We start from the raw sequence: 13,883 nt of genomic DNA on the forward strand, positions 1-13,883 counted from the left end.
ATCTCCCCTTAGCGAATGTTAATCAGCGCATCAAAAATCGCGTTTGCCGTCTGCAGAACCTGCGCATTCGCCAGGTAATACTGCTGAAAACGTTGCAGATTTCCGTACTCCTCATCGAGATTGACACCGGAAATCGACTGCTGCTGATTGGAAAGCTGCGTCACCACATTACCTTGCGTGGTGCTACTGGTTTTCAACGTCGCGGTTTTATTACCGATATCACTCACTAACGAGGCATAAGCGTCGTTAAAGGATTTCGCACCGCCCACCGTTTTACTGTTGCTTTGCAGATCCAGCAGGGCCTGACCGTTGCGGTTGTCGCTATCACCCGCATCTTCTTCGCTCGCCATCGCGATTTTCGCTTCGTCGGTGATTAATACATCCATGTTGACGATGGCGTCACTTACTGGTTTCAGCGTGAAGCTGTCGTTAACGGCAGGCGTTCCTGTAAACGTCAACTCCAGACCATCAAATGCCACTTTACCGTTGGCATCCGGCGTCACCGTAAAAGTGGTATTGCTGGCAAGGCGGGTGACCTGCCACTGATTATTATCGAACGAGATTTTGTAATCTGTCGCCAGTACCGCGGAGGCATCAGTTACCGTGGCACCGATCGCAACGTCACCTTTGTTTTTCGTGTTTTGCAGAACCGCGGGCTTACCGATAGCAAAGAAATCTTCACCGGCATCGCCGTTAGCATCAAATCCGGCTTTGTGTTGGGTGTTGAAAGCCTCGGCAAATGCCAGCGCCAGTTGTCCAAGCGTATTACGCGTCTGGTCCAGATCCTGAGAACGGAATGTCAGAATGCCGCCCAGCGACCCGGTATTCAGTAATTTCTCCGGGATCTCAATATTGCCTGCCGTCCCATCAACATAAGCGACAGTCGTACGAGAAGGGTCAGCGCTGGAAGGAACTGCCGCCAGTTGCCGCGCCGTACTTCCCTGAACCAGTGAGTAACCATTGGCCATCGTGATGTTATAAGTGCCGCCATCCTGAACGCTGACTTCTACACCAACAATCTGGTTTAATTCGCTCACCAGTTGATCGCGTTGATCCAGCAGATTGTTAGGTGACGCCCCTGCCCCCACGCCTGTCAGGCGCGAGATTTGATCGTTCAGGCTGGCAATTTGTTTAGCGTAGTTGTTGATCTGATCAACGCTGGCACCTATCGCGATATTGACCTGTTTGTCCTGGTCGCGCAGATATTGATCGGTGGTTTTAAACTGATTCACCAATCCTTCTGATTTCCCAATCAGCGCCTGGCGCGCTGCCGGGTCTTCCGCGTTACTCACCAGCGTTTGCAGGCTGGTGAAGAAATCCTGCATCTGTGTTGCCAGCGAAGAGGTACTGGTGGAGAGCATATTGTCGATTTTCGACATCTGCTCATAGCGGGCAGTCAGACCGCTACTTTGCGTCTGCGCCGCACGTAACTGGTTGGTAATAAACGCATCATACTCACGCTGCACACCAGAAACGTAGACACCATTGCCAACCCAGCCGCCAGCGCCCAACGTGCTATTGGCCTGCGCCATAATAGTGGTTTGGCGGGTATATCCGGCAACGTTATAGCTGGAGATATTATTACTTGCCGTATTTAACGCCGCCTGGGCCGCGTTCAGTCCGCTCATGGCGTTATTAATCAAGCTGGACATGGAGGTTCCTTATAAGCCTTCAATTACAGAGTATTATCGGCAGCGACCCGCCGGACTTGAGTTATTCAGAACAGATTATCAATGTTCATACTGTAGGTTTTGCTCACCTTGTCGCTTATCGATTTCATCTGCTGAATCATGTTGGTGAGTTTGCGGGCATAGTGAGGATCGGTGGCATAGCCCGCGTCCTGTAGGGCCTGCGCCCCCTGTTCCGCACTCGCGGCGGTCGTCACGGCGGCGTAGCGCGGGTTACGCGTTAACAGCCCAACGTAATCCGACAAGGCTTCCAGATACGAGCTGTAGACGCGAAACTTCGCTTTTACTTTCTTCGCTTCGCCGTTTTCATATTCAGTCGTGGTGATTTCAGTAACTGGCCCTTTCCAGTTGCCAGAGGCTTTGACACCAAACAGGTTATAGCTCGGCTCGCCGTTTTCGCGGCGGATTTGCCGTTGCCCCCAACCAGATTCCAGTGCCGCCTGAGCGAGGATCAAATGATGTGGCACACCGCTTTGCTGGCTTGCCAGTTGGGCGGGCAGCGAGAGTTGCGCGAGGAATGCTTTACTGTCACCCGGCAGCGAATCATCGTAGTTACGTGGCACGGCCTTTTGCACCAGCTGCGAAAGCGCCTGATTTTGATAACGCACCACAGTTTCGAGCGGGAATTTCATCGGTGCTGCTGGCGTGGACTCCTCTGGCAATGGTTGTTCTGGCGTCATCTGTTTAACCATCATCTCTGCAAGCCCCAGACCTTTGCCCGCCGTCATCTGTTGGGCAATCTGCTGGTCATACATACTGGTATACAGGCGAGTGTGCTCGCTGCTGAACAGGCCATCTTTTGGTAAAGCGTCGCGCATGCTTTTCAACATCATCTGCACGAACATCCCTTCCACCTGACGGGCCACCGGACGGATATTTGCCGCCGGATCTTCGCCCGCTTTCGCCTTTAGTTCGTTGAGTGATTGCGCATCCCAGGCCGCACTTGCCAGTAGTTTGCTGTCGCTGATCATCAGATGATTTCCAGTTTTGCCCGCAGACATCCCGCACTTTGCATTGATTGCAGTATGGACATCAGATCCATCGGCGTAGCGCCCAGCGCATTGAGCGCGCGCACCACGTTATTGAGGCTGGCGCTGGAACGTACGCTTTGCAGCGAACCGCCGCTCTGGCGTAAATCGATCTGCGTTTGTGGAGTAACCACAGTCTGTCCACCACCAAACGGTGTATCTGGCTGGCTGACATTGGCCTGACGATTAACTGTTACTGAGAGATTCCCCTGCGCTACCGCGCAGCTGTCGAGGGTCACTTCGCGATTCATCACCACCGAACCGGTGCGCGAGTTAATCACTACTTTAGCGTCCTGCGGGGTGACATTAACCTGCATATTCTGAATATCGGCAAGGAAGCGGACCTGGGAACTGTTGCCACTCGGTACGCGCACCTGAATAGTCCGCGCATCTAACGCGGTGGCGCTGCCATATCCACGCACGCGGTTGATGGTGTCAGCGATTTGCTGCGCCATGCTGAAATCTTCGTCGTTAAGTTGCAAATTAAGGGTATTCCCGACGCCAAACTGGCTGGGCAATTCACGTTCAATAACCGCACCATTGGTGATCCGTCCACCGTTCAGTTGGTTAACCTGAACACTGCTACCGCCAGCGGAGGCTCCTGCGCCGCCAACCAGAATATTGCCCTGCGCCAGCGCATACACCTGACTGTCAACGCCCTTAAGCGGTGTCATCAACAACGTACCTCCACGCAAGCTTTTGGCATTTCCCATGGAAGAAACCACCACATCGATGGTTTGCCCCTGACGTCCAAACGGAGGAAGTGACGCTGTCACCATTACCGCAGCGACGTTTTTTAGCTGCATATTGGTGCCCGTCGGAACGGTAATTCCCAGCTGTGAGAGCATGTTATTAAGCGTTTGTGTGGTAAACGGCGTCTGGGTTGTCTGGTCACCGGTGCCATCCAGCCCCACCACCAGACCATAGCCAATCAGTGAGTTTTGCCTTACCCCCTGAACACTGGTGAGATCGCGAATACGCTCAGCCTGAGCCGCCGTCGTGACCAGTAGAAGAATTAATGCAGAGAGAAATTTAATCACCACAGCCTCACTTACATTGGCGACAGGTTAAGGAAGAAACGCTGCAACCAGCCCATATTTTGCGCTTCGTTAATGTAGCCATTGCCTACGTATTCAATGCGCGCATCCGCCACCTGAGTAGACGGTACGGTATTGCTGCCGCTGATAGTGCGTGGATTAACCACGCCAGAGAAGCGAATAAATTCGGTACCCTGATTAATGGCAATCTGTTTTTCACCCACCACATGCAGGTTGCCGTTGACCAGTACCTGGTCAACCGTCACCGTCAACGTGCCGCTAAAGGTATTGCTGGCATTGGCCCCGCCCTTTCCGTTGAACGTGTTACCACCGGAGGCTTCGACATCGGCACGAGCGTTACCAAACAGCCCCTGCAAATAGCGCGGCACAGTATCAAAGCCAAAATTAGTTTTACCGTCACGGCTGGCATTCGCAGAGGAGCTTTTGCTGGCGCTGACGTTCTCCTGCAACACGATGGTCAGCGTATCGCCAATATTGCGTGGTCGACGATCTTCAAACAGCGGTTGATAGCCATAGTTAATCGGCTGAGCAGACTGGAAAATAGAACCGTTGGCGACGGGCGTCGGACCGGGAACCGGTTGTGCACTGGTCGCCCCCTGCACCAGCGGCGTGGAGGGTATCCAGGCGCAGCCGGTTAGTGAAAGCACCAACAAGCTGGAAATGGCATAAGTATGCGCAGCGTTTTTTTGCATGGCTATCATCTTCAAAAATCAGTAAACCGGTGAACCTGCCACCGGTTAAGCCTTAGAGTTGCGTCAGTTTTTGCAGCATCTGATCGGTGGTGGACACCGCTTTACTGTTGATTTCGTAAGCGCGTTGCACCTGAATCATATTGACCAGTTCTTCCGCCACGTTGACGTTAGACGTTTCAACATACCCTTGATACAGCAGTCCCGCGCCGTTCAGGCCCGGCGTGCTTTCGTTCGGTGCACCAGAGGATTGCGTTTCGGTGTAGAGGTTTTCGCCAATGCTCTCCAGCCCGGTGTCATTCATAAAGGTGGTGAGATTGAGCTGCCCAACCTGAACCGGAGCTGCCTGGCCTTGTTGGGTTACGCTGACCACGCCATCACGACCGATGGTGATACTTAACGCATTCGCCGGAATGGTGATCGCTGGCTGCACCTGAAAACCACCAGCCGTCACCAGCTGCCCGTTCTGATCCACCTGGAAAGAGCCGTCACGGGTATAGGCTGATGAACCATCTGGCAACATCACCTGGAAAAAGCCCTGCCCTTTAATCGCGACATCTTTGCTGTTGTTGGTCTGCGACAGGTTTCCCTGGCTGTGTAAGCGTTCAGTGGCGACCGGGCGTACCCCCGTGCCGATTTGTAATCCGGAGGGTAAGGTGGTTTGTTCGGAAGACTGTGCCCCCGGCTGGCGAATGGTTTGATAAAGCAGATCTTCAAACACCGCGCGCTGACGCTTAAAACCGTTAGTACTGACGTTTGCCAGGTTGTTGGCAATGACGTCCATATTGGTTTGCTGGGCGTCAAGGCCCGTTTTGGCGATCCATAATGAACTGATCATAAAATGTCCTGTAGTGGATTAGTGACAAAGTGCATATGTCTTCTTGCCGGATGCGGCGTAAACGCCTTATCCGGCCTACAAGTGCTCGCAAAATCGATAAATTGCGATTGCCCCCATAGACCCGATAAACTTGCGCATCGGGCAACTTATACTTGTCATGTATCCTTTCAATTAACTCATCGACAGCAGTTGGTTGGCACGGCCTGCGTTATCATCGACGCTGCTGATCACCTTCATCTGCATTTCAAAACGCCGCGCGCTGGCAATCATGTCGCTCATTGCCGCAACGGCATTGACGTTACTGCCTTCCAGAACCCCCGACATCACACGCAAGGTTGGATCTGCCTGCAGTACCGGCCCACGCGTGGCCTGGGTTTCTGCGCTTAAACGAAAAATGCCGTCGTCACCGCGCTGCACTTCGCTGCCCGTGGCTTTCACCAGTTTAAGACGCCCTACTGGCGCAACCGTATTTGCCGGATCGCCCGGATTGAGCGCCGAGATTGTGCCATCGGCAGCAATAGTGATTTCCGCCCCTTCCGGCACAGCAATTGGCCCAGCCTCGCCTATCACCGGATGCCCCTGAATTGTCAGTTGCCCGGTGGGATCAACCTGAATGCTGCCATTACGCGTATACCCTTCGCTGCCGTCAGCGGTCTGCACGGCCAGCCAGCCATCCTGCTGCAACGCGACGTCCAGCGGGCGCGAGGTGTAATCCATTTTGCCGGGCGTCATATCTGCGCCCGGCGTTGACGCCGTGACCAACGTGCGCGTGGGCAGAGAAAGCCCTTCCACTGGCACCGCGCGTAAAGCATTCAACTGCGCGCGAAAACCGGGCGTTGAGGCATTGGCCAGATTACTGGCGGTTACCGCCTGTTGATTCAGTGTCTGGCTGGCTGCTCCCATCGCGGTATAAATTGCGTGATCCATTGAGCTATCCCGTCAGCGATTAGCGTAAGTTAACCAGCGTGTTGAGGATCTGGTCCTGGGTTTTGATGGTCTGGGCGTTAGACTGATAGTTACGCTGGGCAACGATCATATTGACCAGTTCTTTACTGAGATCGACGTTGGACGCTTCCAGCGCACCGTTGGTCAGGGTGCCAAAGTTTCCCGTCCCGGCTGTCCCCAACAGCGCCACGCCAGAAGATTGCGTCGCAGACCAGACGTTGTCGCCTTCGGATGCCAGACCTTCGTTGTTGGCAAAGTTCGCCAGTACAATCTGCCCCAGCAGTTGGGTTTGTTCGTTGGAATAGTTGCCGACAACCGTACCGTCATCATTGATTTGATAACTCACCAGATCGCCCGGTTTGTAGCCGTTCTGGGTGGTTGCCACAATATTGTTAGCGCCGGTATTTTGCTGCATGGAGTTGAGGAAGCTCAGACTAAACGTGGCGGGTTCTGCACCGTTAATTGCGCCGGTTGCGATATTATTCGCCATCGCACCATCCACTAATGTGCCATTAGCATTAAATTCCAGTGTTGTCGCTGTCTTCGCAATGCTGTTTGGATCACTGCTATCCTGGGTGTAGACCTGCCAGTTATTATCCCCGGTCTTCACAAAGTAGACGCTCATGTCATGAGCATTACCCTGACTGTCGAAAACAGTCACCGAACCTTTTTTGTTATAGCTATCCGCATTGCTGGCGCTGAATGGCGTAATAGTAGGAAGCGGATCACTGGAATTCAGGTTGATCTGCATCGATGCCGTGGTGGTAGTTTTCGCTGCCATCAGGGTATTCGGGATCGAAATATTGGTCGGATTCGCCCCTTGCTGAATAGTCGGCGGCGTACCGGTTGCCGGGTAACCCGTCAGCTGTAAACCTTGCATATTCACCAGGTTACGGTTTTCATCCAGCTTAAATTGTCCGTTACGGCTGTAGAACACCGAACCGTTGCTGTCTACCAGACGGAAAAAACCGTTCTGGCTGATAGCAACGTCCAGACCTCGCCCGGTGTTGGTGGTCGTGCCATCGGTAAAGTCCTGAGTGATACCGGCAACTTTTACCCCCAGTCCCACTTTCGAACCGGCAAACATATCGGCAAAAGAGGCCGTGCCTGATTTAAAGCCGTAGGTGGCGGAGTTGGCGATATTGTTGCCAATAACATCGAGGTTGGTGGCGGCAGCGTTTAATCCGCTAACCGCTTGAGAAAAGGCCATGACTGACTCCTGAAATGTGAAGGCTTAAATTATCTGCCGTACTTCGTCGAGGGTGGTGGTGCCGTAAGTGCCGAGATCCAGCGTATTACCGCTGTTGCCGCGGATCACACCCTGCACCAGAGCAAACTGCAGCGGCTGGGCAACCAGTTGTGTACCACCGTTACTGGCGCTAATCGCTACATTGTAAGAACCGTTCGGCGCAGTGCTGCCATCAGTCAACGTACCGTCCCAGGTGAAACTGTGAACTCCGGCGGTCAGTTCACCAATATCAATGGTGCGCACAACCGCGCCATTTTTATCGGTGATGGTGGCCGTAACTTTGTCTGCCGCCTGTTGCAGCTCAACACCAAACGGCGTGGTCGTGGTCACAGCCCCTTCTTCACTGCCGGTTCCCGCAAGAACAGTGGTGCCGGGGATCATCACGCCGTGACCGATCAGGTTACTGGCCTGTAACGACTGGCTGTTATCAATCTGTCCGGAAATAGATCCGAGCGTGGTATTGAGTTTTTCAATCCCGCTGACCGTGCTGATTTGTGCCAATTGCGACGTCAGCTCGTTGTTTTCCATTGGATTGGTCGGGTCCTGGTTTTTCAGCTGCGCCACCAGCAAAGTCAGAAAACTGCTTTGTAAATCTGCGGCGTTGCTGCCCGTGAGCGAACTACTGCTGGTGGTACTGACGCCGGTATTTGTCGGATCGGTGGTGGTTACCGCAATGGACATAGCTTTCTCCTTTATTGACCGAGCGTAAGGGTTTTCAGCATCATGCTTTTCACCGTGTTGAGCACTTCAACATTGGCCTGATAGCTGCGTGACGCCGACATGGTGTTAACCATCTCTCCGACAACATCAACGTTCGGCATTTTTACGTAGCCCTTTGCATCTGCCAGCGGATTACCCGGTTCATAAACCAGTTTGTCCGGGGCCTGACTTTCTATAACATCGGCAACCTTTACGCCGCCTGTCGCAGCACCTGGTGCAGCGTTAACCTGGAATACCACCTGTTTTGCCCGATATGGCTGTCCATCGGGACCGGTCACGCTATCAGCATTCGCCAGATTACTGGCCGCCACGTTCAGGCGCTGGGACTGGGCAGTTAACGCCGACCCGGCGATATCAAAAATATTCAGCAGTGCCATCCGTTAATTTCCGCTCTGTAAAACGTTCATCATGCCTTTGATTTGCCCGCTCAACGCGCTAAGGCTCATCTGGTATTGCAGGCTGTTATCGGCAAACTGGGTGCGTTCGCGATCCATATCGACGGTATTACCGTCAAGCGAAGGCTGGTCCGGAATACGGTATTGCAGTTCTGCGGTAGGAGGCGTCAGCGCCTGCGCCGGAATGTGTTGTGTTGAGGTCATCGTCAGTGCAACCACACTGGTTGCATCCCGTCCACGTTGCATGACTTTTTTAAGTTCACTGGCAAAATCGATATCGCGCGCCTGATAACCAGGGGTATCGGCATTGGCGATGTTTGCTGCCAGCACTTCCTGACGCTGGGCGCGCAGATTGAGCGCCTCTTGTTGAAAACGTAAGGCGGCGTCGAGCTTATCGAGCATATCTCCTCCGCAGGTATCAAAATTCTGCCATCAGCTTAAATGCCTTTACGCGCGCGTTATCGGCGGAATAAACGCAAAATGGGTCGCTATTTATGCCGTTGATGGTCATTGCGGACAGGTACAATTCACGTTGTAGAAATGGCTGGGGGCAAAAATGCTGATAATAAAACGTAGCGTGGCGATCATCGCGATACTGTTCAGTCCGTTAAGTACGGCGAGCAATCTCACATCGCAATTGCACAACTTTTTTAGCGCCCAACTCGCGGGGGTAAGTGATGAGGTTCGTGTTTCTATTCGTACAGCGCCCAATCTACTACCGCCATGCGAGCAGCCATTGCTTTCGATGAGCAATAATTCCCGCCTGTGGGGCAATGTGAATGTGTTGGCACGCTGCGGTAACGACAAACGATATTTACAGGTTAATGTACAGGCCACAGGAAATTATGTGGTTGCCGCGATGCCCATTGCGCGGGGAGGAAAGCTGGAAGCTGGCAATGTCAAACTGAAACGCGGACGGCTGGATACCCTGCCACCGCGTACGGTGCTGGATATCAATCAACTTGTTGATGCCATTAGCCTGCGCGATCTATCACCCGATCAACCTATCCAGTTAACCCAGTTTCGCCAGGCATGGCGGGTAAAAGCGGGACAACGCGTCAATGTGATCGCCAGCGGTGATGGGTTTAGCGCCAACGCAGAAGGTCAGGCGCTGAACAATGCAGCCGTCGCACAGAATGCGCGGGTGCGCATGGTATCGGGACAGGTAGTCAGCGGCGTTGTTGATGCAGATGGGAATATTCTTATAAACCTGTAAGCTGTTAAAGATTACCCGTCCCTTGCCGATAAATAAGCAACACATGATAAAAGCGCCCTCAATGAGGAATAAACCATGAGTATTGATCGCACTTCGCCTCTGAAGCCTGTAAGCACCGTTCAACCGCGCGAAACCACTGACGCGCCGGTAACGAACAGCCGGGCGGCAAAAACAACCGCCTCCACCAGCACCAGTGTGACGTTAAGCGACGCGCAAGCAAAACTGATGCAACCCGGCAGCAGTGATATCAATCTTGAACGTGTCGAAGCGTTAAAACTGGCGATTCGTAACGGTGAACTAAAAATGGACACCGGCAAAATTGCCGATGCGCTGATCAACGAAGCGCAGCAAGACTTGCAGAGTAACTGATCGTATGACACGTCTTGCAGAGATCCTCGACCAGATGTCCGCTGTGCTTAACGATCTCAAAACGGTAATGGATCAAGAGCAGCAACATCTCTCTATGGGGCAGATCAACGGCAGCCAGTTGCAATGGATTACAGAACAAAAAAGCTCACTGCTGGCGACGCTGGATTACCTCGAACAGTTACGCAGGAAAGAACCCAATACAGCAAATAGCGTTGATATTAGTCAACGCTGGCAGGAAATTACTGTGAAAACGCAGCAACTACGCCAAATGAATCAACATAACGGCTGGTTACTGGAAGGACAGATTGAGCGCAATCAACAGGCGCTGGAAATGTTGAAACCGCATCAGGAACCGACGCTATATGGGGCGAACGGTCAGACCTCAACAACCCATCGCGGCGGTAAAAAGATTTCGATCTGAAGATTATCTCCGGCCTGCACTGCAGGCCGGAATGCATTGTTACACCGTCCGGCGGGCAAATTCTTTAACTTTGAAGCCCAGTACCGCCAGTGCAGCGAAGTACGCGGCAATCCCCGCCAGCACGACCGCCATTAAACGCAGTAAACGCCAGGGCATGGTACCCAATGACCACTCCGGCATGATATGTAACATACCTAAAAGCACGCCAGACATCACCAGTACCGCCACCACCAGACGCAACAGAAACGCCATCCAGCCGGGTTGCGGGGTAAAGATTTTCTGCTTACGCAACTGCCAGTAAAGCAGCGAAGCATTCAGACACGCCGCCAGACCAATAGAAAGTGACAGCCCGGCATGTTTCAACGGACCAATAAACGCCAGGTTCATCAATTGCGTTAAAATCAGCGTAACGATGGCAATTTTCACTGGCGTTTTAATGTCCTGGCGGGAATAAAAGCCAGGAGCCAACACTTTCACTACAATCAGGCCAATCAAACCCACCGAGTAGGCAATTAACGCCCGCTGGGTCATCAGCGCATCAAACGCGGTAAATTTACCGTACTGGAACAGCGAAACGGTCAACGGACCGGAAAGAATGCCCAACGCAACCGCACTCGGCAGCGCCAACAGGAAACAAAGACGCAACCCCCAGTCCATCAAACGGTTGTATTCATCATGATTGCCACTGGCAAAACTTTTCGACAGCGACGGCAGCAAAATGGTGCCAAGCGCCACGCCCAGCACACCGGACGGAAACTCCATTAAGCGGTCGGCGTAATACATCCAAGACACCGAACCGGAAGCAAGAAACGAGGCAAAAATGGTGTTGATGATTAAGGAGATCTGGCTCACAGAGACGCCAAGGATCGCCGGTCCCATCTGTTTCACCACGCGCATTGCTCCGGCATCGTGGAAGTTAATGCGCGGCAGGACCAGCATGCCGATCTTCTTCAGGTGCGGTAGCTGATACACCAGCTGCAGGACGCCGCCGACCGTAACAGCCCACGCCAGCGCCAGCACCGGTGGGTTAAAGTACGGTGCGGCAAACAGCGCGAAACCAATCATGCTGATGTTAAGCAGTGTTGGAGCAAACGCCGGAATCGAGAAGCGGTTCCACGTATTCAGAATCGCTCCCACCAGCGACGCCAGGGAGATCAGCAAGATATAGGGAAAGGTAATCTTTAGTAGCTGGCTGGTCAGGGCAAATTTGTCAGCTGTGTCAGCGAAGCCTGGCGCGGTCACCATGATCACCCACGGTGCGGCGAGCATGCCAGCGACCGTCACAACCGCCAGCGCAAGTGTCAGCAGGCCAGAAACATAAGAGACAAAGACCCGCGTGGCGTCTTCACCCTGCTTACTTTTATATTCCGCCAGAATCGGTACAAATGCCTGGGAAAATGCCCCTTCGGCAAAGATACGGCGTAACAAGTTAGGAAGTTTAAAAGCGACGAAAAAGGCGTCGGTTGCCATCCCTGCGCCAAAGATTCTGGCGACAATTGCGTCTCGTGCGAAGCCAAGCACACGCGAAAACATGGTCATCGAGCTGACGGCGGCCAGCGATTTTAATAAATTCATCGGTGTTCTAATCCAGACCCACGGGCAAAACGCCTGCAAGGCAGGCGCTGAAAGAGGCGAATAGTCTACCTGGATTATGGTGAATTGCTACCGCCAGATGTTACAGGGTTTATTCACTCATCGCATCGCGCCAGATCTTGTCAACGATACGTTGCGCCAGCACGGCCTGTTCGCCGGCGGTTTGCGGAACTGTCTGGTTTTGCACACATTCAATGAAGTGCCGCGCACAGCCGACAAACCCACGTTGCTCAAGCGTACTCTGCCAACCAGGAATCGGTTTATGCACTACGCCCTGCCCGCGCTCCTCACGCCATTCGCGCATATCCGTAATGTCGATGAGCGCACCGTCAGTCACGGCCTGCACGGTTTCACGCTGACTTCCGGCACGGCGATGCATACAGGTGGTGATCTGCAAAGGACCAGCCGAAAAATGGTGCTCGGCAAACAGCATTTCGCCAGCGTCGTTAGTCAGTAGCGTACCGCCATCCAGAGAGGCTTTGCCGCCCGACAACCACAGCGCGGTATCCACCACATGCAGATAATCATCCAGCAACGTGAAATAAAGATCGTGTGGCCCGACGCTATTGCTACGATGTTTATCCATTCTTAGCGAGGCTGCGGTGGCGAGTTGCGTTTTTAACTCACCGTAGAGTGGTGCGAAACGACGGTTAAAACCGACCATCAACGTCAGTTTTTTCCGCGCCGCCAGTTCCACCAGCCGTTCAGCATCGCGCAGATTTTCTGCCAGCGGTTTATCGACACAGACATGTACCCCCGCATTGAGTAACGTACTGACCACGTCAAAGTGGCTGGCGGTGCTGGAATGCACAAAAACCGCATCGCAACTGGCGGCAAGGCTGGATAACGAATCGGCATAAGGAATGCGCCAGCTTTCACAAATTGGCAGGGCTTTCGCGCGCGTAGGCGACCAGGCTCCTTGTAACGTCCAGTCAGACGCTGCCGCCAGCACCGGTAACCACGCTTTTTGCGCAATGCCACCTAATCCCACTACGCCGATACGTAATTTTTTCACTTTAATCTCCCAGATGGGCCAGCAACGAATCAAGACGCTGTTTCAGTTCTGCCACTTCGATTTCCAGGGCTTCGACGCGGGCCTGTAAATCACCGTCAACCGCGTTCGACATATCCGTCACCGCCGGCTGATCTTCAACCTCACCACTGAAAAGATGCATGTAGCGGTTTTCGCGTTTACCCGGTTCGCGGGCCAGACGCACCACAAAAGGACCATCTTCGCGATTTGCCAGTTGTTCCAGCGTCGACTCCACTTCCGCCATATCGCTGAATTCATACATTCGCGCGGCGCGGCTGCGCAGTTCACCTGGCGTCTGGGCACCACGCAATAACAACGTGGTGATTAACGCCACTTCCGCTGCGCTCAGTTTCAGATCGCCAAATTCTGAATTACAAAAACGTTGCTCATATTTGGTGACCCGATTACCAAAACCGCTCACTGTGCGTAGATAATGACGTTTGACCAGATTATCCAGCTGTTCCTGCACTTCGGATTCACTCAGATTCATGACCGGTTCACGGTTCGTTTTCTGATTACAGGCCGTGACTACACCATTGACTGAGAGCGGGTATTGCTCCGGCGTGGTCACCTGCTTTTCCAGCAAGCAACCAATCACGCGAGCTTCAAGGGCAGTAAGTTGATATTTCATGAGATTCTCC

Annotated in this window: 16 protein-coding genes; 3 read left to right on the plus strand and 13 right to left on the minus strand. The window is 53.2% G+C overall.

The window, feature by feature from the left end:
* Positions 1-8: 8 nt before the first annotated feature.
* From flgK to flgB, 10 genes are all read right to left on the minus strand, one after another.
* Positions 9-1,652, minus strand: coding sequence for a flagellar hook-associated protein FlgK (gene flgK / locus AB4H76_RS13910; RefSeq protein ID WP_000096480.1), 1,644 nt, complete (start codon positions 1,650-1,652; stop codon positions 9-11).
* Between the two features lie 65 nt (positions 1,653-1,717).
* Positions 1,718-2,659, minus strand: coding sequence for a flagellar assembly peptidoglycan hydrolase FlgJ (gene flgJ / locus AB4H76_RS13915; protein WP_001295441.1), 942 nt, complete (start codon positions 2,657-2,659; stop codon positions 1,718-1,720).
* Entirely contained in the window at positions 2,659-3,756 is a 1,098-nt protein-coding gene (flgI, locus tag AB4H76_RS13920) for a flagellar basal body P-ring protein FlgI (protein WP_000589326.1), read from the minus strand. Before flgI ends, flgJ begins: the two co-directional genes overlap by 1 nt.
* An 11-nt stretch (positions 3,757-3,767) precedes the next feature.
* On the minus strand, positions 3,768-4,466 hold the full coding sequence (flgH, locus tag AB4H76_RS13925; RefSeq protein WP_001295442.1) for a flagellar basal body L-ring protein FlgH: 699 nt from the start codon (positions 4,464-4,466) through the stop codon (positions 3,768-3,770).
* Between the two features lie 52 nt (positions 4,467-4,518).
* The gene (gene flgG / locus AB4H76_RS13930; RefSeq protein ID WP_000625837.1) at positions 4,519-5,301 is read right to left on the minus strand and encodes a flagellar basal-body rod protein FlgG; all 783 of its coding nucleotides are present in this window, start codon (positions 5,299-5,301) and stop codon (positions 4,519-4,521) included.
* A 171-nt stretch (positions 5,302-5,472) separates the two neighbouring features.
* Positions 5,473-6,228, minus strand: coding sequence for a flagellar basal-body rod protein FlgF (gene flgF, locus AB4H76_RS13935; RefSeq protein WP_000349316.1), 756 nt, complete (start codon positions 6,226-6,228; stop codon positions 5,473-5,475).
* Positions 6,229-6,247: 19 nt separating this feature from the next.
* Entirely contained in the window at positions 6,248-7,456 is a 1,209-nt protein-coding gene (flgE, locus tag AB4H76_RS13940) for a flagellar hook protein FlgE (RefSeq protein WP_420062598.1), read from the minus strand.
* A 24-nt stretch (positions 7,457-7,480) separates the two neighbouring features.
* Entirely contained in the window at positions 7,481-8,176 is a 696-nt protein-coding gene (gene flgD / locus AB4H76_RS13945; protein WP_000020486.1) for a flagellar hook assembly protein FlgD, read from the minus strand.
* An 11-nt stretch (positions 8,177-8,187) separates the two neighbouring features.
* The gene (gene flgC / locus AB4H76_RS13950; protein ID WP_001196460.1) at positions 8,188-8,592 is read right to left on the minus strand and encodes a flagellar basal body rod protein FlgC; all 405 of its coding nucleotides are present in this window, start codon (positions 8,590-8,592) and stop codon (positions 8,188-8,190) included.
* 3 nt (positions 8,593-8,595) lie between these two features.
* Positions 8,596-9,012, minus strand: coding sequence for a flagellar basal body rod protein FlgB (gene flgB / locus AB4H76_RS13955; RefSeq protein WP_000884702.1), 417 nt, complete (start codon positions 9,010-9,012; stop codon positions 8,596-8,598).
* 154 nt (positions 9,013-9,166) lie between these two features.
* Here flgB and flgA point away from each other — a divergent pair, with 154 nt between their 5' ends.
* The 3 genes from flgA (at position 9,167) to flgN (ending at position 10,616) form a co-directional block, all read left to right on the plus strand.
* Positions 9,167-9,826, plus strand: a complete 660-nt coding sequence (flgA, locus tag AB4H76_RS13960) for a flagellar basal body P-ring formation chaperone FlgA (RefSeq protein ID WP_000905458.1) — start codon at positions 9,167-9,169, stop codon at positions 9,824-9,826.
* Positions 9,827-9,901: 75 nt separating this feature from the next.
* Positions 9,902-10,195, plus strand: a complete 294-nt coding sequence (gene flgM / locus AB4H76_RS13965) for a flagellar biosynthesis anti-sigma factor FlgM (protein WP_000020880.1) — start codon at positions 9,902-9,904, stop codon at positions 10,193-10,195.
* A gap of 4 nt (positions 10,196-10,199) precedes the next feature.
* Entirely contained in the window at positions 10,200-10,616 is a 417-nt protein-coding gene (flgN, locus tag AB4H76_RS13970; protein WP_000197363.1) for a flagella biosynthesis chaperone FlgN, read from the plus strand.
* A gap of 39 nt (positions 10,617-10,655) precedes the next feature.
* On the opposite strand, the gene murJ is transcribed toward flgN, so the two are convergent.
* The 3 genes from murJ to AB4H76_RS13985 form a co-directional block, all read right to left on the minus strand.
* A complete protein-coding gene (murJ, locus tag AB4H76_RS13975) occupies positions 10,656-12,191 on the minus strand; it encodes a murein biosynthesis integral membrane protein MurJ (RefSeq protein WP_001050683.1) in 1,536 nt (511 codons plus the stop codon).
* A gap of 109 nt (positions 12,192-12,300) precedes the next feature.
* Positions 12,301-13,224: a Gfo/Idh/MocA family protein gene (locus AB4H76_RS13980; protein WP_000736158.1), complete on the minus strand. Its 924-nt coding sequence runs from the start codon at positions 13,222-13,224 to the stop codon at positions 12,301-12,303.
* A 1-nt stretch (position 13,225) separates the two neighbouring features.
* Positions 13,226-13,873, minus strand: coding sequence for a YceH family protein (locus AB4H76_RS13985; RefSeq protein WP_000877107.1), 648 nt, complete (start codon positions 13,871-13,873; stop codon positions 13,226-13,228).
* Positions 13,874-13,883: the final 10 nt, after the last annotated feature.

The sequence above is a fragment of the Escherichia sp. UTM R2 genome (assembly GCF_048593455.1).
Lineage (GTDB): Bacteria > Pseudomonadota > Gammaproteobacteria > Enterobacterales > Enterobacteriaceae > Escherichia > Escherichia coli.